Here is a 21,478-nt window from a genome sequence, read left to right as displayed (position 1 = left end):
AATAACCGCGACTTCTTCCTAAAGCTAAGCGTTTTAGTACAACAAGTATAAGACCAAAAATATAATGGGATTGGTATAATCCGAGCTTTGACAGAGCTTGTGATGTTGGGATAATGCGCATTTAGCGCTTTGAGATAGCCGTACTCCCATTTGATTATCGAAAGTAAACTATCTAAGACAGCTTGGAACTTGCTGGTAAAGCGCAGCTCTTTGTATTCCCGTCAAACATAGCGCTGTTGGTGCACATTATATATAAGCACGTGCACTTTATCGCACTCTATGGTCATGAAGTTATGAATTAGTATGAACAGCTGTTGTACTCAATAGCTGTATTGGAAGGAGGCTAATCTACAACAAAGAGAAGAATGAGGGTTCCGTTAAATAAACATAGCAGCGAAAAGAAGTTCTATTGTGATTAAAAAAAATGAAAGGCCAGGAAATTAGATACAAAAAAACCAGCGCTAAGCTGGTTCTTTACATTTGAAAAGTGGTGCGGCCACCCGGAATTGAACCGGGACGCCTATTAAGCGAGGGATTTTAAATCCCTTGTGTCTACCAATTTCACCATGGCCGCACAATTTTCAAATTTTGTTGTGATGGAGGCGGGTCCCGGAGTCGAACCGAGGTACACGGATTTGCAATCCGCTGCATAGCCACTCTGCCAACCCGCCATCACTGTTGCCCAAAGGGCTGAATCTTGGAGCGGCACATCGGGTTCGAACCGATGACCTCGACCTTGGCAAGGTCGCGCTCTACCAACTGAGCTAGTGCCGCGTTTAGATTCATACTTCAAGCAGTTAGCTAATTTGCTGCGCTGTTTGAATGAGGTGCATTTTAGCGAGCTGAGCGTTCAGGTCAAGCACCTTTTTTGTAATTTTGGTCCGTTCGCCTGAAAATTAGACGGCCGAGTACAAATAAGCAACTTATTGACGTAATGTTGGCCATGCTGCACGTAAATAAACCACCATTGACCACAAGGTAAGAACCATCGCGATAAATAGCAATACAGTGCCTATTACGGTCATCCATTGATAACCATTCCAAAGCAAAGCAGTAATTGCGATCATTTGAAACGTTGTTTTGTACTTCCCTAGTGAAGATACCGCAACATTGCCGCGTTTGCCCAATTCGGCCATCCATTCACGTAGAGCAGAAATAACTATCTCACGACTAATCATAACAATCGCAGGCACGGTAACCCACGGACTTTGAAAATACTCAGCAATAACAACTAAAGCAGCGGCAACCATTAATTTGTCTGCAACTGGATCGAGGAAGGCACCAAAAGGAGTCGATTGGCCAAGCCGCCGCGCTAAGTATCCATCAAGATAATCGGTAAAAGCGGCGAAAGTAAAAACGAGAGCTGACCAGAACCCGGCATTTTCTGTTGGCAGGTAAAAACATACCAAAAATACTGGAATCAATACCACACGAAACATAGTCAGGATGTTAGGAATATTATTCATGATTCATCTTCAATGGACTTCAGGCTCTATGTTGCCTGTATATAGCTAGTGATGCAACGCATCATAAATGGTCTGTGCTAACTGTTTACTGATCCCTGGCACTTTTTCTAACTCTAAAACGGTTGCCTTTTGCACTTCTTGCAAGCCACCGAGGTACTTCAGAATGTTTTGACGACGTTTTGGCCCTACCCCATCAATTCCCTCAAGTACGCTAGTGCGGCGGGCCTTATCGCGTCGTTGACGGTGTCCAGTTATTGCAAAGCGGTGACTCTCATCACGGATATGCTGTATTAGATGCAGGGCGCCGTTATCAGAAGGTAAATGTTTTGCTTCCATTTCTCGACCAATAAGCAAGGTTTCTAATCCAGCCTTACGGGTAACCCCTTTAGCAACACCAACTAGCAGCGGCTCTGGGCTTAAATCGAGTTGGTCAATACTTTGATAAGCTGCAGACAGTTGCCCTTTTCCGCCATCAATAAAAAGTACAGTTGGCATTTTGTCATCGTCACTTTGGTTTCGATAACGTCGGCTTAATGCTTGCGCCATGGCCGCATAATCATCGCCACCTGTAATGCCTTCGATATTAAATTTCCGGTAATCCGATTTCAACGGACCTTCACGATTAAACACCACACACGAAGCCACTGTAAGCTCTCCTTGGGTATGGCTAATATCAAAGCATTCCATGCGTTTAATACCAGATTCAATCTCAAGTAAGCTTTCGAGTTCAACTAATCGTTGGTGTATTGTAGAGCGCTGATTGAGACGTGTTTGCAAAGCTATTTGTGCATTGGTATTAGACAGATGAACAAATTTAGCTTTATCACCGCGCTGTGGCACCGTGATTTTAGTTTTATGACTATTACCGTTACTAATGGCGTCGCTGATACTTCGCCATTCTTCATCATCGTGACTGAGAATAATCTCTTTGACCACTTGTCCTTTACGTTGCTCTGCTAAGTAATACTGGACAATGAAACTACGCAGTACTTCTTGAGGCTCGCTTCCTTTTGGCACTTTTGGATAATAGCTGCGGCTGCCTAATACGCTTCCTTGGCGAATCAACAATAGGTGTACTACGGCCATGCCACTAGCAAATGCAAACCCTACGCAATCAAGTTGCTCGATATCACCGCTGACAAACTGTTGCTCTGAAACTCGACGCATAGCTTGGATTTGATCACGATGCATGGCTGCTTTCTCGTAGGCCATTTCATCACTAGCGCGCTGCATATCGTGCACCAAATCATTGATGACAGCTTGGCCTTTACCTTCTAAGAATAAAGTTGCCAAATCAATCTGATGTTGGTAATCCTCTTGAGTTACAAAGCCAACACAAGGTGCACTGCAGCGTTTTAACTGATATTGAAGACAAGGGCGAGTGCGATTTGCATATTCGCTATCACTACATTGACGGATCGGAAATATCTTTTGCATTAAGTGCAAGCTTTCGCGAACAGCACCACCATTTGGATAAGGTCCGAAATAGCGACCTTTAGCCTTTTTTGCACCGCGATGCATGCTTAAGCGTGGATGTTTATGAGCGCTCAGGAAAATGAAGGGATACGACTTGTCATCACGTAACAACACGTTGTAGCGAGGCAGATATTTCTTGATCAGGTTGTGTTCAAGAATGAGAGCTTCGGTCTCAGTATGAGTAATAGTGACTTCGATTTGCGCAATATTGGCAACTAAAGCCTGTGTTTTAGGACTGTCTACTTTACTACGAAAATAACTACTGAGGCGATTTTTGAGGTTTTTGGCTTTACCCACGTAAATAACGCAAGCAGTGCTGTCATACATCCTGTAAACACCACTACGCTCACTAACATGCTTTAAAAACTGTTGGCTATCAAATTCCTGTTCTTCGCTCACAGCTTCTCTTACAACATTTTAGAGTCAAGCATACCGTGACGTATCGCTAGGTGGGTGAGCTCTACATCACCACCGATATCCAGCTTTTGGAATAAACGATAGCGATAGCTATTCACCGTTTTAGGGCTCAAGTTCAACTGATCGGAAATATCAGTCACCTTTTCACCTTTGGTGATCATCAACATGATTTGCAGCTCGCGTTCTGAAAGCGACTGAAAAGGATTCTCGTCACTTGGGCTAAACTGGCTCAATGCCATTTGTTGTGCAATTTCTGGAGATAAGTAACGCTGACCAGAATTCACAGCCCGAATGGCATTTATCATTTCATTGGGAGCAGCGCCTTTGGTCAAGTAACCACTAGCCCCAGCTTGCATAACTTTGGTAGGAAAAGGATTTTCACAATGTACCGTTAGCACTATTATTTTGGCGTCCGGATCATAGCGCAGGATTTTCTTGGTAGCCTCCAAGCCACCAATACCCGGCATGTTCATATCCATTAGAATGATATTGGCTTGGTTCTCTCTGCACCACTGTACAGCGCCCTCTCCACTATCAACTTCTCCGATGACTTTAAATCCCCGTTCGTCATCTAAAATGCGGCGTATCCCTGTTCGCACTAACTCATGGTCATCAACCAACAATACGTTTATCAAGGAAGGTTCTCCGTTAGTGAGCCTGAGACGCGGAACATTATTTTACAGCTCAAGCAGGATTGATGTTATATCCTAAGCCTGTGTCAAAGGAAAGACAAAGCATGGATTATATCTCACAATTTAACAAAAAAGCCCAGCGATTAGCTAGGCTTAGTTATTCTGAGTTTGCTATGAATAATGCTATTGCTAGCTTACATCATGTACCTGCAACTGTATTAATCGGGTAAGTAACTACGCCCCATTAAATAGGTATCGACAGCCTTAGCCGCGCCACGTCCTTCATTAATAGCCCATACAATTAGGCTTTGGCCACGACGCGCATCACCAGCGGCAAAAACACCGTGGATATTCGTATCATACTCACCGTATTCAGCTTGCGCATTACTACGCGCATCTTTTGCGACGCCCAGTTGGTCAAGCACGCCACCTTCAGGTCCCATAAAGCCCATAGCGAGCAAAACCAGGTCAGCAGGTAGTTTCTCTTCACTACCGGCAATAGGCATAGGTATCATTTGACCTTCTGCATTTTTAGCCCACTCAATTTTAGTGGTATGCACAAATTCGACTTTGCCACTCTCACCTTCAATCTTTTGCGTCAGCATGAGATAACGACGCGGATCTTCGCCTTGAATGGCAATCGCTTCGTCTTGACCATAGTCACGCTTTAAGGTGCGTTTAAACTCAGGCCACGGGTTATTCTCTGCACGTTCAAGTGGTGGCTGCGGCATGATCTCAAGTTGAATAACACTCTTACAGCCATGACGCAATGATGTGCCAACACAGTCAGTACCGGTATCACCGCCGCCGATAACCACAACATGTTTATCCTTCGCAGAAATATACTGGCCATCTTTGTGTTCACTATCAAGCAAGCTCTTGGTATTTTTACCCAAAAACTCCATCGCAAAATGCACGCCATCAAGTTCGCGACCTTTTACCGCTAAATCCCTTGGGACTGTAGCCCCAGTTGCGATGAGTACACTGTCGTAATCATCTTTAAGGCGACTAGCAGAAATGTCTTTGCCAATTTCCGTATTCACCACAAAGTTAATGCCTTCTTCTCGCATCAACTGCACGCGACGCTCAACATATTCCTTTTGAAGCTTCATGTTCGGTATACCGTACATAAGTAAACCACCAATGCGGTCGGCTCGTTCGTATACAGTAACCAGGTGGCCTACAGAATTAAGCTGCACAGCTGCTGCTAATCCAGCAGGACCACTACCAATTACCGCAACTTTTTTGCCACTTCGCGTTGCTGGAGGATTAGCTTTTACCCATCCTTCTTTAAACGCACGCTCAATAATATTTAGCTCTTGGTTTTTGATCGTTACTGGTGGCGCATTAATACCTAACACACAAGAATCTTCACAAGGTGCAGGGCAAACACGGCCGGTAAACTCTGGGAAGTTATTGGTCTTGTGCAGACGATCTATTGCGTCTTTCCAGCGGCCACGATAAACCAAATCATTCCACTCAGGAATCAAGTTGTTTACAGGGCAACCTGCGACACGCGGCGCTGTTGCTGAATCACCGCTATGGCAAAAAGGAATTCCACAATCCATGCAACGTGAAGCTTGATCCATCGTTGCTTGCTCACTCATCGGTGATTTGACTTCTAGCCAGTCAATCAAGCGCGCACTAGGATCGCGGTCGGCACTCAAATTGCGGTCTATATTCATAAATCCAGTTGGGTTAGCCATTTTTCTCTCCTAGACAGCTTGACTTGCGTTTGACACTTTAGGCACTGGTTTTGCGCCCGTAACACTAGCCATATGCATATCAAATGCTGCTACTGCAATATCATACTCGTTCTCGTATTCGCCACTTTCACGCGCAGTTTGCATATAGTTTTGCATACGCTCAAAATCAACAGGCATAACACGAACAAACTGCGTCAAAGCATGGTCCCAGTTGTCTAACAATTCTTTAGCGATATCAGAACCCGTGTACTTTAAGTGGCTCTCAACAAGAGACTTAAGTTCCGCGGCTTCGTCAGCTTGCTCAACACTTCCTAGTTTGACCATTTCCATGTTGCAGCGAGCTGCAAACTTCTGATTTTTATCAAGTACATAAGCCACACCACCAGACATACCGGCTGCGAAGTTTCTACCTGTCTCACCAAGGATGACGGCTTTACCACCGGTCATGTATTCACAACCATGGTCACCAACGCCTTCAACAACAGCGGTCACACCTGAGTTACGAACGCAGAAACGCTCCCCAGCAATACCATTGATATACGCTTCACCACTAGTGCCGCCAAAGAAGCCAACATTACCCACGATGATATTGTCACGGGCACTAAATGGAGCACTCTGATCAGGATAAACAATTAATTTACCACCAGACAAGCCTTTGCCGAAATAGTCATTCGCATCGCCTTCAAGTTCAAAGCTAATGCCTTTGGCAACAAACGTACCAAAGCTTTGGCCTGCGCTGCCTTTAAACTTCACATTAATCGTGTCTTCCGGCAAACCTTCAGCACCATATCGTTTCGAAACTTCGTTCGACAACATGGTACCAACGCTGCGGTTAGTATTTAGTATTGGTTTTTCAAGATGTACCTTAGTGCCACTTTCAAGAGCAGATGCAGCCTCAATCATGAGCTCACGATCCACAATGTCATGGATCAGGTGTTTTTGCTCTTGGGTTTTATAGTTAGATACTTTATCAGCCATTGGATGCTTATAAAGTAAGGGTTTTAAGTCCACTTGCGTAAATTTCCAATGCTCTAAGTCATCACGAGGTGTTAGGCACTGACTTTGACCGACCATCTCGTTAATACTTCTAAAGCCAAGCTCTGCCATTATCTCACGCAAGCCTTCGGCAAGCATTTTGAAAAAGTTAACCACATGATCAACTTGACCAGCATAACGAGCACGTAGCTCTTTATCCTGAGTGGCAATACCAACCGGACAAGTGTTTAGATGGCACTTACGCATCATCGTACACCCTTCCACAACCAAAGCTGCGGTTGCAACACCCCACTCTTCTGCGCCTAACAGCGTTGCGATAGCTAAGTCGCGAGGAGTTTTCAATTGACCATCGGCTTGAACTGTAATCCGGTCACGCAAACCATTTTGGATTAAGGTTTGGTGAGTTTCAGCCAATCCTAACTCCCAAGGTAAACCCGCATGTTTAATCGAGCTTAAAGGAGAAGCACCGGTGCCGCCGTCATATCCAGCAATCAAAACCACATCGGCATAACCCTTACATACACCTGAGGCTATCGTACCAACCCCTGCTTCTGATACTAACTTGACGTTGATTCGTGCTTCGCGGTTAGCATTTTTAAGATCGTAAATAAGCTGAGCTAAATCTTCGATAGAATAAATATCGTGATGAGGCGGCGGAGAAATAAGCCCAACGCCCGGCGTAGAGCCACGAGTTTTCCCAATCCAAGCATCAACTTTATCACCGGGTAGCTGTCCGCCTTCGCCGGGTTTAGCCCCTTGTGCCATTTTAATTTGTAGTTCTTCAGCATTAGCCAAATAATGGCTAGTCACACCAAAGCGACCGGACGCAACTTGTTTGATCTTAGAGATCATTGAGTCGCCATTTTCTAAGGGTGTAAAGCGGATTGGGTCTTCACCGCCTTCACCTGAGTTACTCTTACCACCAATACGGTTCATTGCAATTGCAAGTGTGGTATGGGCTTCCCAGGAGATTGAACCAAAGCTCATGGCGCCAGTTGCGAAACGCTTCAATATAGTTTCAATTGAATCCACTTCGCTCAAAGCGATGCTAGGTCGGTCTGAATTGAACTTCAGTAGACCACGTAATGTATAGGCCGTTTTGCTTTGCTCATCGACTTTACGCGCATACTCTTTAAATACGTCATTATTGTTGGTTGAACTTGCATGCTGCAACAAGCGTACAGTATCCGGGTTAAACAAATGCTTTTCGCCATCACGACGCCATGCATAGTCGCCACCGCTTCGAAGCAGCGAATCTCTGAACGGGTTGTCGTCGGTCGGAAATCCTTCACGATGACGATTTAAGGCTTCTTGGGCAATACCATTGAGACCAAGTCCACCAATTCGAGTCACGGTTCCAGTGAAATAGCGATCAACCACAGACTGTTCGATTCCAAGAGCTTCAAAGATTTGAGCACCTTGGTAACTTTGTAGGGTCGAGATCCCCATTTTCGAGAAAATCTTAAGCAGACCACCATTGACAGCTTTGCTGTAGGCTTGAATCACTTGTTCGTTGCTTAAACTTGAATCAATGATCGCTTGGTCGCGCATATCCAACAAGGTTTCAATTGCTAGATAAGGGTTAACCGCCGCCGCCCCATAACCTAATACTGTCGCAAGGTGATGAGTTTCACGGATATCACCTGATTCAACCACTAAGTCAGCATAAGCGCGTAGACCCGCTCGAATTAACGAATGGTGCACCGCAGCTGTAGCAAGTACAGACGGTACTGCTGCATGATCGCTATCTACCTTACGGTCACTAAGAATTAGTATAGAGAAACCATCTTCTACGGCATCTTTTGCATGACGACAAATACGCTCGAGTGCTTTCTCTAGGGACCCTTCTTTACCGCTAGCTTTAAACGTCGTATGAATCGTCGCAGCTTGGAAATGATTTTGGTCGATACTGCGAAGCTTTGCGAGTTGTTCGTTAGTTAAAACCGGTTGTTTGATTTCTACTTTACGACAATGCTTGGGCGTTTCGTCAAGTAGGTTTAAATCAGCACCCACATATGTACGCAACGACATCACCATTTCTTCACGAATTGGATCTATTGGCGGGTTAGTTACTTGAGCAAACAACTGCTTAAAATAGTGACTCAAATGAGGGTTTTGGTCTGACAAAACTGCCAATGGCGTATCAGTACCCATCGCACCCAATGGCTCTTTAGCGGTAGCTACCATTGATTTCAATACAACGTTGATATCTTCTTGGGAGTAACCAAAAGCTTTTTGACGCTTGTCTAAACTGTGTTGTGTTGCAAAACGATCACCGCCTTCTGGTAATGGAAGGTCATCAAGTACAATTTTATTTTTAGCAACCCATTCCCCATAAGGCTGGGATGAGCAGACTTGATGTTTCACTTCATCATCAGCGATGATGCGACCTTGCTCAAGGTCGGCAATAAAGATTTTACCAGGCTGTAGACGCCCTTTAGCGACGACCTTACTTTGGTCAACAATCAAAGCACCCGTTTCAGAGCCCATGATCACCATATCGTCATCAGTCACGCAGTAACGAGAAGGACGAAGACCATTTCGATCTAATGTTGCGCCAATAACTTTACCATCAGTAAATGAAATTGATGCCGGACCATCCCAGGGCTCCATAATGCATGCGTAATATTCGTAAAACGCACGTTTGACGGGGTCCATGTCATCTTGACTTTGCCAAGCTTCAGGTACCACCATCATCATTACTTGAGCGAGAGGACGACCACTTAATACCAGCAATTCTACGCACATATCAAGGTTTGCGGAGTCTGAACGTGTGACATCGCAAATCGGCGTCACCATATCCAATTCTACTTTGCTGAAATTTGCCGACTCAAACAACGCTTGTCGAGCCTTCATCCAGTTAACATTGCCCTTTACCGTATTGATTTCGCCGTTATGCGACATATAACGGAACGGCTGTGCTAAACGCCACGCAGGGAAGGTATTTGTTGAAAAACGTGAGTGGAACATCGCAATCGCTGAAACAACACGCGGATCTTGAAGATCCACATAATAACGACGCACTTGCGCTGTCGTTAGCTGGCCCTTAAATACAATCGTGCGAGAGGACATTGAAGCGATGTAAAAATCTTCGTTTACCCCGGTCACTGTGGCATCAGCTAAATGCAGTGTATATTTTCGAAGAACAAACAGTTTTCGTTCGAAAATCTGTTGGTCTAACGATGCGGGGCGAGCAATAAAGACTTGTTCAATCTGTGGTTCATTATCAACGGAAGCTTTACCAAGACTACTATTGTCTTTTGGAACCACGCGATAACCTAGCAGTTCTAAGCCAAGCTTATTAATATTACGATTAAGAATTTCTCTGCATTCTTGACGAATGTCAGGATCGGCTGGGAAAAACACCATACCGACGCCGTACTCACCTGGTTTAGGCAAGGAGAATCCGAGCTTAGTGCTCTCTTCTTTAAAAAATTCGTGGGGAAGTTGAATAAGAATGCCGGCACCGTCGCCACTATCTACATCACAGCCCGTACCACCACGGTGTTCCATACAGGTTAGCATGGTCAAAGCGTTTTCAATCACATCGTGACTTTTACGCCCTTTGAGGTGAGCTACAAAGCCGATGCCACAGGCATCATGCTCAAAATCGGACCGATATAGTCCTGCGGGTTGTTGCATTGTGTTTGTCATCCAGTAATTCCTATTTACTGCTATTACATTTAGGTATTGCAACTGAGGTTCTGGTTGTCCATAACGAGAACACACAAAAGCAAACACTCCAAATTAGCATAATTTTTCACTGAGCAGATGGCCTTTTAATGGTCTAAAAGTCTACTTAAGGCTCTAATGGTAGTGATTAACACTACATATACTGCTAATAGTCGTTCTATTATGGTCTTTATGGCTTAGATAAAGAGTGCAGACCGACCCGGAATACTAGCACAGTCATCAGGCATATTTCACTGCAAAAATTCAATTAGCACATACTAACCAGGTTTTAGTGAATAGATAGTCGATTATAGCGCTAGGTTGTCCATAATTGTGAAAACATATTCAAATATGTGACAAATTAATGCTTCATAATTTTGGTAAAATAATTACAGTTTAAAGAGTGTTTATTGAACTGAAATTCGAATGAATCAGCTAGGTTATTGATTATATTAAAAAAGGCAGCAAAGCTGCCTTTTTAGTGTTAAATAGACCGGTGTCTATTGATCAAATTGTTTTTGTAAAGGAGGCATGACTTGCTTTTTACGGCTCACGACACCTGGTAAATCAATGATACTTCCTTCAAATGTACCACCTAAAGTGGCGGTTACTAGTTCAGCTTCGTCACTAACAATCAAGCCTTTTGAATTCAAGCTCGTAATATCAGTAAGAATTACCAAAGCAGTATGATAATTATTTGCGGCTTTCAGTGCTTCTAATGATGCTTGTAGCTCATCAAGACGGTCTATAACCGGCGCTAGTGAGGTAAGCTCTAATTGAGCAATAGCAAATTTTTTGCCAGCTATTTCGTAGATTTTCTGGTCACGCAACACGAGCTCATCGGCTGGTACGGCGCCCACATCACTCTTCGCAGCAAATTGTGCGTCAGCAAAAGCATTAAGGTCATCGACGCCAGCCAAAACAGCTAACTCATCAGCAGTCGTGCGATCAATAGGTGTAAACGTTGGCGAATTAAACTTAACTGTATCGCTTAAGATAGCACCCAACATTAACGTAGCAGAGCTTTTACTTGGAACCAGTCCGGCGTCTTTATACATACTGTAAACAATTGTGCAGCTACAACCTACGGGGCGTATCCAGCATTCAAGGGGTTCAGCTGTCGTGATATCACCCAATTTATGGTGGTCAACAATTCCGCGTATATTGGCTTTTTTAGCGTCAACAGGAGCTTGTCCCCAATCTGAATAATCGATTAACCAAACATCTTCGCCGGCAATAGAAGTTCGAATTTCAGGTGCTTCAAGATTTAGCATATTGAGTAGGAAACTAGCTTCCGGATTTGGCTCACCCTGCGCTACTGCCGTTGCTGGTGTTCCTTTTTTAGTAAGAAGTTCCGCAAGAGAGATTGCACCCGCAATACTATCGCAATCTGGATTGGTATGACCTAGCACTAACATATCGATTTCCATCTGATTCAAACAAAATATTGCCGAGCATAATAAGATGGCTTATAGCGACTTGCAAGTGATGTGCATAGCTGAAGGTTTAGTCTTTAGTTTGATAGAGCTCAGCCCAATCAACGGCTCGTTTGTAGCACTCGCTCAAAGTTTGGTAGCTTAACCCGATTTTTTCGGCTTCTAGTGTAGTGAGGTGCCATTGACCCGATTCATATAAGGTAACGCTTTTGAATACTATTCTTAAATTACTGTCTTCGTTACTTGTTAGTGCATCGAACACCCGTTCTGAGATCGGCAGCTTAGCCAGTATTTTGTCTAAAGGTTGATTAAGAAGCCCACCAAGCATTGATAACATACCCATCATAAAAGCTTCACCGCTGTATTGTTTGTCAACACGCTCACAAACTAACTCACAAAAGCGCGCTCTAACTATAGCAAACCGAATTGCTTCTTGGGATTGCTGGCCGCCTAAAACCGCCGACGTTAGTATCGTTAACAGCTTTCTGGTTTGTTCTTCACCGAGATAGACCAAAGCCTGTTTTATTGATGTTATTTCTGCCGTGGTGGGCAACACGCCAGAGTTAATGTAACGCAAGAGCTTGTAAGTTACCCCTAAGTCTTGTTCAAACAACTTGGTTAATTTAGGTACGGACAAGCTCGGTCGGCATAACTGATGATAAATCTGCAACAATAAAAGATGATTCGATTCAACTTCACGACTTTGTATCATTTGTGGTCGGCAAAAGAAGAATCCTTGAAAAAAATCGAATCCCATCTTTTTAGCCAACTGATACTCTTCTTGAGTTTCTACCTTTTCAGCTAGGATTCGAGGCTTCTTATTTTCTTTTAGGGACTCAACTATTGGTCCCAATTCAGTCAAAGGTGTTTTAGTAATATCAAATTTGATTAATTTAACGAACTTAAAAAATCGTTGCCACCGCGGTTCATAGATAAAGTCGTCTAAGGCTATAGCGTAGCCGGCATGGTAAAGCTCGCGCACCTTTTCATACATGGCATCATCAGGCTCAACCGTTTCCAATATTTCAATCATCACTTTTTTTGTCGGTAATAAAGTTGGCAGATCTTTTTCGAGACAGGTGCGGGTAAAATTGATTAACGCTGGTTTACCAGAGGTATAACTTTCGATACCACTGACTAATTGGGTCTGAGCTATCATTCGCGTTGTCGCCTCATGGGGACAAACATCCGGGAATATGTTTTCTGGGCCATCTCGGAACAACAACTCGTAAGCTACAACTTGCAGTTTTCGATTAAAAATAGCTTGTCGAGCAGTGTAGACCTTCAACGATATTTACCTCAGATAGAAGCGAAAGCATGAGTTGACGCTTAATTTAGCGAATGATTACAAGTTTAAGACCAATAATCCAACTCTTTAATGACAATAGATGTTCATTGCTTATATTTGCAACTTATATATCAAATGCCCACCAAATATTTGAAAAACGTCAACAAACAACTGAACTTACTTGCTCGACCCACAGTCTAGACGGTGCTAACGTAGCCACTAGCACGGATCAAATTAGTATTTGGATTTTTAGTGGGTAATTATAATGATGAAACTAAGCAAGGCGGTAATTGATTCCGCACCAAAAGTTGAATTGCACATGCACCTTGAGGGCAGCTTAGAGCCCAAACTATTGTTTGCCCTAGCCCAACGCAATAACGTCGATTGTGGTTATGAATCACTCGAAGCCTTACAAAAAGCTTATAATTTTTCGAACTTACAAAGCTTCCTAGACGTATATTATGCCGGCGCTAATGTGTTACTCCATGAGCAAGATTTCTACGATCTCACATGGGCTTATGTTTTAAAGTGTCATGCTCAAAATGTTAGGCACATTGAGCCATTCTTCGACCCGCAAACTCATTTGGAACGGGGGGTTAGTTTTGAAACGATCATTAATGGTATTGATCGCGCATTAATTGATGCTCAAAGTCAGTTTGGTATGAGCAGTATGTTAATTATGTGTTTTTTGCGTCATCTAGATCAAGAATCAGCTTTTACGACACTCGAACTCGCTAAATCGCATCTGTCAAAAATTTCCGGGGTTGGGCTCGACAGTTCAGAACTGGGTAACCCACCAGAAAAATTCTCGGAAGTTTTCGAAAAATCACGTGAACTAGGACTAAAGTTAGTGGCCCATGCGGGTGAAGAAGGTCCCGCAAGTTACATCTGGAGCGCAATCAACGATCTACAAGTGCAGCGCATTGATCACGGTGTACGTGCTATTGAGGACGAACAGTTAATGCGCCATTTAGCTCAAATTCGCATGCCATTAACCGTTTGCCCATTATCTAACACCAAGCTCAAGGTATTTGAGCACATGTCACAACACAATATTTTTCAACTACTCGATAAAGGACTGTGTGTGACTGTCAATTCTGATGACCCCGCTTATTTTGGTGGCTACATGAACGAAAACTTTCATGCTCTATATCAAGATTTAGCCATGAGCGCATCTCAATTTAAACAATTGCTAAGCAATAGTGTGGAAGCCAGCTTTGCCAGTCAGGCACGAAAACTACAACTGCAGACAGAAATCGAATCTGCCCTTGTTGATGCTTAATGTATAGGCTCCGCTTGATGCAAACATGGATAGTGGCGTTAGCGCTGTTGCTAGCTTTTGGTATCCCCGCTACATCAGCGCAATCAACCATAAACATTAGTAACTTCGAACAAGATAGTTTGGACAGTTGGCAAACCCGCGAATTCAGCGGGTTCACTAAATATGAAACAACGACTATTGATGGTATACCTGCGCTGTCAGCGTCGGCAAGTGCCAGCGCTTCAGGCCTAGTCAAAGCGGTTAATATTGATCTGTTCGAAACGCCATACCTCAATTGGAGCTGGCGAATTGAACAAGCACTGCTGAATTTGGTCGAAAGTGAAAAAGATGGCGATGATTTTGCCGCTCGTATTTACTTGATTTGCGAGGACCGATGGTTCAAGTGGAACACCATTGCTATTAATTATGTATGGTCTTCTCAACCGCAAAATTTAAAACCATGGGGCAACCCCTTCGCCCCCAAGAACGCTAAAATGTTGGCCATACGCCACCAGCAAAGTCCCAATCAACGCTGGGTATATGAAAAACGGAATGTCTATCAGGATCTTATTCTTGCTTTTGGTGACAAAGGCAGCGATAGCGCAAACGAAAAAGCCTATCGCTATATCAATGCCGTTGCCATCATGACTGACACCGACAATAGTAAAGGTGTTGCCAAGGCCTTATATGGTGATATAAGTTTTACTGCAAATTAAGACTAAATTAAGCTGTATATTTTCCAACCCTCAACATCAGGGCTTGCCCAAAGCGCAAGATGACTAAAGAAAATAGGCGGCATTCTGTAAAATAGAGACATTAAAATCGCACTAAAATGCAATTCAAAAAGGGCAAATACCCCACTAGCATGAAAGGGCTGAATCGGAACGAATACCTTCGCAAAACCACTATCTGAAAAAGTATTCTAAGCAAATATAACCATTATTTTACTCAATAACTATTTTTCCTATATTTATCAATACGTTTAATCATCCAATGGACAATGGTTTTGGAAGGTATTTTGTACTATTTTCGTTACAACCTAGACCTATAATGGATTTAAAAAAATTTTGGCAGAGCACTTCATTATCTCAATCATGTGCTATACCTAATGGTGATCAAATAAACGACTTTATTCGATGTTATGGAGAACTATATGCTTAAGTCACCACAATCGTTACACAAAGGCTTGCTCAAACTGACGCTTTGCGCTGCAGCCATCTTATCAACCCACTCCTTTGCAGCAGAACAACCCAATATTCTCGTAATTTGGGGGGATGATATTGGTCAGTCTAATGTGAGCGCTTATACCTTCGGATTGATGGGTTATAAAACTGATAATATCGACCGTATCGCTAACGAAGGTATGATGTTTACCGATTATTATGGCGAGCAATCATGTACTGCTGGACGATCCACCTTTATTACCGGTCAAAGTGTTTTACGTACAGGCTTAAGCAAAGTAGGTTTGCCTGGGGCAGAAATAGGCTTGCAAGCTGAAGACGCGACGATAGCTGAAATTCTAAAACCAATGGGCTATGTAACCGGCCAGTTTGGTAAAAACCACCTAGGCGACAAAGATGAACACCTTCCAACCAATCATGGTTTTGATGAATTCTTAGGTAACTTATATCATTTGAATGCGGAAGAAGAGCCTGAAAACATCGATTATCCCAAAGACCCAGCATTTCGCGAGAAGTATGGCCCACGTGGTGTGATCAACTCTTTTGCCGATGGCAAAGTTGAAGACACAGGACCACTAACGCGTAAACGTATGGAAACCATCGATGACGAAACTGTCGATGCGGCCTTGGTATTTATTGAAAAAGCAGTTAAAGAAGACAAGCCATTCTTTGTGTGGTGGAACGGAACCCGTATGCACTTTAGAACACACGTTAAACCTGAGTTGCAGGGTAGCAGCGGTATCAGTGAATACGCTGATGGTATGTTGGAACACGATCGCCACGTAGGCATATTACTCGATAAACTCGACGAGCTTGAAGTTACTGATAATACGATGGTGTTCTACTCTACTGATAATGGGCCCCATATGAACTCTTGGCCAGACGCAGGCCTAACTCCTTTTAGAGGTGAGAAGAACACTAACTGGGAAGGCGCATATCGCGTACCCGCTATGGTTCGCTGGCCTGGAAAAATTGAGGCTGGCAGTATATCGAACGAGATTATGCACCATATGGATTGGTTGCCTACCTTTGCTGCTGTTGCTGGTGATGACGGTATTAAAGATAAACTACGCGAAGGTTATAGAGCCGGAGACAAGGACTTCAAAGTTCACCTTGATGGTTATAATTTCTTACCCTACCTTACTGGTGAAGAAGAAAAAGGTCGACGTGAAGAGATATTTTATTTCACTGATGATGGTGACCTTGCCGCACTGCGGTTTAACCAGTGGAAGGCTGTATTCATGGAGCAGCGGGTTACGGGAACCTTACAAATCTGGGCAGAACCCTTTGTAACCTTACGTTTGCCTAAGATTTTCAACTTACGTACTGACCCGTATGAAAATGCTGATATCACTTCGAACACCTATTATGATTGGTTAATTGACCACGCATATTTGTTAGTTCCTGCGCAGACCTATGTTGGTGAATTTCTGTCAACATTTGAAGAATTTCCACCTAGACAAAAAGCCGCTAGTTTTAGCCTCGATCAAGTGATGGCTAAACTGCAAGAAAGTCCAAATAAGTGATAAATTAAACAATACTAAAGGGGCGAAAGCCCCTTTTTCATTTTCGAATTTGAATAAACGTTTTTCTTTATTTTTACCGTTTTCTACAACATTTCCCAAGAATTGAGGTAGCCAAGCATGCCCCGCACTTGTAAGCAAACACTACTCAAAATGATAGTTTTATCAAGTATTTCACTCAGCAACTTTGCTGCCGCAGATTCTGACACCCAAATTGCGCCCAAGTTGGTCCTTCAGATCACAGTAGATGCGCTTCGTGGAGATTTACCCTATCGCTACCAGGAACAATTTGGAGACAAGGGGTTTAAATACTTTATGCGCGAAGGACTTGTATTTAAAAATGCCCATTACCAACACGCGAATACTGAAACGATAGTCGGCCACGCATCCTTAGCTACCGGGGCTACGCCATCCATTCATGGTATGGTCGGCAATATTTGGTTTGATAGAACACAAGACCGGGTTGTTTATAACATCGAAGACGAAAACTACTCCTTACTTGGTGAAGGGGGTGATGTAGATAAAAGCACTGAAATTGACGCCACTCAAAAAGCAGCGAACAGCGATGGTCGGTCACCCTTACCGTTCTTAGTTTCCACCTTCAGCGACGAGTTAGCGATATCCAGTTTTGGACAATCAAAGATATTTGGTGTTTCAGTTAAAGACCGAGGTGCTGTTTCACTAGCCGGTCAATACGGCAAAGCCTTCTGGTTCTCAAAGTCCAAATCTCAGTTTGTTACCAGCGATTACTACTATGACACCTATCCACAATGGGTCAGCGAGTTCAACGCTCAGGGGCATCCCAATCGCTACTCTGATACTTCTTGGGAGCTAAGTGTTGATAGCAATGACTACCGTGTGCCTGCTGATCAAGATGTTAGCTACAAAACAGACTTAGCCGGATTTGGTCAACAGTTCCCTCACCCTTACGGCCCGGCTAGTGATAAATATTTCACGACCAAATTAACCTTAAGCCCTGCTGGTGATGCTTTAACCCTAGATTTTGCAAAAGCTTTGTTAGACGCAGAGAACTTGGGTAATAACCAACAAACAGATTACCTATCGGTCAGTTTTAGCTCGAATGACTATGTGATTCATATCTTTGGGCCATCAAGTCGAGAAGCTGAAGATAACCTGATCCAACTCGACCAGCGCATTGCTGAATTATTACAATATGTTGATGATAAAGTGGGCTTACAGAACACTCTGGTCGTGTTAAGTGCTGACCATGGAGCACCAGAGGTACCTGGTTATTTAAGCTCATTGGGTGGCAAGAAGTCCCGTTATTTTGATATAAACTCTCTGACCTCAGAGTCAGTAGATGCAAGACTTAAAAGCAGCTTTGGTGTGGGAGTCGAACTCATAGATCTCTATACCCATCCATACATCTATCTTAACCAAGAGGTATTAGCGACCAACAAACTCGACTCGAACCAAGTAGCGCAGACACTCACCCAAATACTACAGCAGCTCGATGGCATTCAATATGCTGTAAGCAAGTCGGATTTGCAAAGAACCAGCCTAGCATCGTCTCCGATTATGGAACGTATTAGCAATAATTTTCACCCAGATCGCTCAGGTGAAATTTATTTAGTGTTTGAGCCAAATGTTTATATTAATGACTTTGACGGATTAGAGGTCGCCTCGGTGCATGGTTCACCATGGAACTATGACACGCATGTACCAATAATGTTCTTGGCACCGGGATTAGACTCGTCGGTCATACAACGTCCAGTGACACCCTATGATATTGCCCCAACGCTCTCTCACTATTTAAATATCAATTCACCTAGTGGTAGCACTGGTCAGCCGCTTTTAGAGCTCTTCGATAGCCATTAATTGTTAGCTGTCTTACAAAGATAAGGACGAGTTTTGTTAGGGAAACCTATCAAAACTCGGCGCTTTAATTGCTGATGCATACCAGCTTGCTTTCTCTGTGCAAAAAATGTTGTCCTGCGGCTCAATGCTGGGACTTTGGTCTAAACACCCTGCCGGAACAATCAACGCTTTGCCTGACTGAGTTTCGTATGGCATTGAGCTACCACACTCGGTACAAAAGTTTTTACTAAAAAAACGCTCTGGCATATTGTAGCGCTTTAGCAAAGCCTCACCCTTCAACCATTTGATGTTACCAACTTGGGTGAACAAGTTTGAGGCATGAGCCGAACCGGTAATTTTTTGGCATTGCTTACAATGACAAAGGTGAAAACTATGAAAGTCATTCTTACATTCAAAACTCACTCGCCCACAAAGGCAGCTTCCAGTAATTGTCGACATGTTGTGATTATCCTTAATCAATAAACCTAGTTTCTACTACAGATGTTGGTGATTACTTTAAGTGAAAACAAACAGGCATTATCTTTAGCCAGAAAGGTGATTAGATTTATGGCGCGTTCTTTTAACTGCCCGCAGAGCGAATGATAAGCAAGGTATGAGCCTTGTGATACGAGTAAAATTGTTAGTTTACACCGCTTACTAAAGCCTGTATTAGCCTAGCATTACGTGTCACACGCTAACGTTGAGCGCGTAACAACTTTTCTGTGGCTACGATATCTAAAGGCCTATCAAAGAAATAACCTTGCGCATACTGACACCCCATCTCATTTAAAAGGTGTTTTTGCTCAGCGGTTTCGACGCCTTCCGCAAGAATAGTTAAATCAAGTACTTTACCTAAATCCACAATATGTTGCGCAAAACGTTTTGCGGTCTGATTCCCTGTAATATCTTCGATTAGGCTGCGATCAAGTTTTAAGGTATCTATCGATTTATAGTAGCCGCGGATCAAACTTAACGACGAATAACCCGTTCCAAAATCGTCTATCGCAATTCGTATTCCCAGATCAACCAATGCTTGAATATTCTCAGAAAGTGTTTCTAAGTTCTTCGCATCTGACGTTTCGGTAATCTCAAACTCCAAAAATTTTGTCGGACACTTAAGCTCTCGAAGAATTTGACAAACACGGTGCACGAAAGTCGACATTTCAAGGGTCTTAAACGAGATGTTTACACTCACCCGAACAGGATCTAAGCCCAGTTGTATCCAGTAGTTGATTTGGCGGCACACATTACCTACGACCATCAGGTCGAACTCAAAATGCATGCCAAGCTCTTCAGCTACCTCAATGAACAATATTGGACTGACGTGTCCTTGCTGGCTGTGTTGCCAGCGAGATAGCGCTTCAAATCCGATTAAGCGACCGTCATGCAGCTGATATTGAGGCTGGTAGCGCAATTCAAAAAGATTGTTTTCAATGGCTTGAGGCAATTCATCGATAATTATTTTCCGATTATAGAATTGCTCAGATCGCTTTGAATCGGCTAATTCATAACTAGAATGACTAAATCTGGCTGCGCGTAACATAGCCGTATCGGCGTTTAGCTCTAACTGTAGGTGGTTATCAAAGTCTGGCTCGTGAATACATAAGCCAAGACTTAAGCTTTTTATAATCGTGTAGCGCTTGTCAATTTCAAGACCGGTGACACTGAGTTGGCATAATTGCTCACAGAAGGCCAACATTTCAGATTTCGCCTGCTGCGCACTGCGATCTCCTAACTTGTCGACTAATACACCAAATCTAGCATTAGAAAAACGAACGGTTAAACCTAAGTCCCTCGCCTTTTCTTTTAAACGAAGTCCAAAAGCAGTGAGGTACTTGTCTCCAACAGAGAAACCATATCGATAATTAATCGTCGCGAAATTATCAATATTCACGACCAACAAAGCTAAATTATTAGGCATGTTTTTCGCATCGGAAAAATAATGCCCGGCCTTGTAAGCAAACGCCCAACCGTTCGGCAGGTGCGTTACAACGTCAACAGACTTATTACTTATTAAGTGAAACTGTAGTTTCCAATGCGGTTGTGGGCTTTGTGCAAAGCAACAACTAATCTTACATGTGATAGGGAAAAAGTTGGCATCGACGATTTCTCCTTCAAATACAATCGGCGATAATTGAGCTTTAGCTTGCTCTAAAATCACGTCAATATCTACGGGGTCCCCATCGGCTTTACTCGGCGCCACACGAACAAGTTGGTTTAAGGAGCTATCAAGGATATAGCTAGGTTCAAAGTCACTGAGTTCAAGAAATGGCGAATTAAACGCTTTTTGTCCATCTGTAGCGATGACCAAAGTCGGAAACATAAGGTCTTGAAGAACCATTTCATTTAATGTCATTTCTAGGTCGTAAGCTCCCATAGACACAAACGTATTACAGCGAGGACCACAATCAAATTAAGTTCACGCTAAGACACTGATAATTATAGTTTAAAAATACGGATCAATCTTTACCTATAAATTAACATTAGCATTTTTGAAATTCCGAGCAAGTAAAAACATTTCTATTAAAACCAAAAAAAGTGCAATCCCTTTACTGTTACGCCCTAGTCTATTGATTTTATGCTACAAAATTTCAGTATCTACCCAA

General features: G+C 43.2%; 13 protein-coding genes and 3 tRNA genes. 4 read left to right on the top strand and 12 right to left on the bottom strand.

From position 1 onward, the window contains the following. Window positions 1–488: 488 nt before the first annotated feature. The 10 genes from DBZ36_RS04420 to DBZ36_RS04375 form a co-directional block, all read right to left on the bottom strand. Window positions 489–574: transfer RNA gene (locus tag DBZ36_RS04420), tRNA-Leu, on the bottom strand. A gap of 23 nt (window positions 575–597) precedes the next feature. Continuing rightward, window positions 598–671: transfer RNA gene (locus tag DBZ36_RS04415), tRNA-Cys, on the bottom strand. 27 nt (window positions 672–698) lie between these two features. Next, a tRNA-Gly gene (locus DBZ36_RS04410) sits at window positions 699–774 on the bottom strand. Window positions 775–923: 149 nt separating this feature from the next. Then, window positions 924–1,466 (bottom strand): CDP-diacylglycerol--glycerol-3-phosphate 3-phosphatidyltransferase, encoded by a 543-nt coding sequence (pgsA, locus tag DBZ36_RS04405; RefSeq protein WP_120353715.1) that lies wholly within the window; start codon window positions 1,464–1,466, stop codon window positions 924–926. A 45-nt stretch (window positions 1,467–1,511) separates the two neighbouring features. Further along, complete coding sequence (gene uvrC, locus DBZ36_RS04400; protein ID WP_233558107.1) at window positions 1,512–3,269, bottom strand: excinuclease ABC subunit UvrC; 1,758 nt, start codon at window positions 3,267–3,269, stop codon at window positions 1,512–1,514. Window positions 3,270–3,349: 80 nt separating this feature from the next. Beyond that, a complete protein-coding gene (uvrY, locus tag DBZ36_RS04395) occupies window positions 3,350–3,994 on the bottom strand; it encodes a UvrY/SirA/GacA family response regulator transcription factor (protein ID WP_120353713.1) in 645 nt (214 codons plus the stop codon). A 215-nt stretch (window positions 3,995–4,209) separates the two neighbouring features. Next, window positions 4,210–5,697 (bottom strand): glutamate synthase subunit beta, encoded by a 1,488-nt coding sequence (locus DBZ36_RS04390; protein WP_120353712.1) that lies wholly within the window; start codon window positions 5,695–5,697, stop codon window positions 4,210–4,212. A 9-nt stretch (window positions 5,698–5,706) separates the two neighbouring features. After that, window positions 5,707–10,347, bottom strand: a complete 4,641-nt coding sequence (gene gltB / locus DBZ36_RS04385; RefSeq protein ID WP_120353711.1) for a glutamate synthase large subunit — start codon at window positions 10,345–10,347, stop codon at window positions 5,707–5,709. Window positions 10,348–10,865: 518 nt separating this feature from the next. Then, complete coding sequence (locus tag DBZ36_RS04380; protein ID WP_120353710.1) at window positions 10,866–11,783, bottom strand: manganese-dependent inorganic pyrophosphatase; 918 nt, start codon at window positions 11,781–11,783, stop codon at window positions 10,866–10,868. A gap of 88 nt (window positions 11,784–11,871) precedes the next feature. Further along, complete coding sequence (locus DBZ36_RS04375) at window positions 11,872–13,089, bottom strand: EAL and HDOD domain-containing protein (protein ID WP_120353709.1); 1,218 nt, start codon at window positions 13,087–13,089, stop codon at window positions 11,872–11,874. Window positions 13,090–13,354: 265 nt separating this feature from the next. Here DBZ36_RS04375 and DBZ36_RS04370 point away from each other — a divergent pair, with 265 nt between their 5' ends. The 4 genes from DBZ36_RS04370 to DBZ36_RS04355 all read left to right on the top strand — a co-directional run bounded on the left by DBZ36_RS04370 (window position 13,355) and on the right by DBZ36_RS04355 (window position 18,893). Next, window positions 13,355–14,371 (top strand): adenosine deaminase, encoded by a 1,017-nt coding sequence (locus DBZ36_RS04370; protein WP_120353708.1) that lies wholly within the window; start codon window positions 13,355–13,357, stop codon window positions 14,369–14,371. 17 nt (window positions 14,372–14,388) lie between these two features. Next, on the top strand, window positions 14,389–15,066 hold the full coding sequence (locus tag DBZ36_RS04365) for a DUF3047 domain-containing protein (protein ID WP_158589029.1): 678 nt from the start codon (window positions 14,389–14,391) through the stop codon (window positions 15,064–15,066). 437 nt (window positions 15,067–15,503) lie between these two features. After that, entirely contained in the window at window positions 15,504–17,057 is a 1,554-nt protein-coding gene (locus DBZ36_RS04360) for an arylsulfatase (protein WP_120353706.1), read from the top strand. 117 nt (window positions 17,058–17,174) lie between these two features. Then, window positions 17,175–18,893, top strand: coding sequence for an alkaline phosphatase family protein (locus DBZ36_RS04355; RefSeq protein ID WP_233558092.1), 1,719 nt, complete (start codon window positions 17,175–17,177; stop codon window positions 18,891–18,893). 36 nt (window positions 18,894–18,929) lie between these two features. On the opposite strand, the gene DBZ36_RS04350 is transcribed toward DBZ36_RS04355, so the two are convergent. Beyond that, window positions 18,930–19,331: a GFA family protein gene (locus tag DBZ36_RS04350; RefSeq protein ID WP_120353705.1), complete on the bottom strand. Its 402-nt coding sequence runs from the start codon at window positions 19,329–19,331 to the stop codon at window positions 18,930–18,932. Window positions 19,332–19,566: 235 nt separating this feature from the next. Beyond that, the gene (locus DBZ36_RS04345) at window positions 19,567–21,228 is read right to left on the bottom strand and encodes a putative bifunctional diguanylate cyclase/phosphodiesterase (protein ID WP_158589028.1); all 1,662 of its coding nucleotides are present in this window, start codon (window positions 21,226–21,228) and stop codon (window positions 19,567–19,569) included. Window positions 21,229–21,478: the final 250 nt, after the last annotated feature.

The organism is Alginatibacterium sediminis (assembly GCF_003610775.1).
Classification (GTDB): Bacteria; Pseudomonadota; Gammaproteobacteria; order Enterobacterales; family Celerinatantimonadaceae; genus Alginatibacterium; species Alginatibacterium sediminis.
This window is presented reverse-complemented; position numbering and strand designations above follow the sequence as displayed.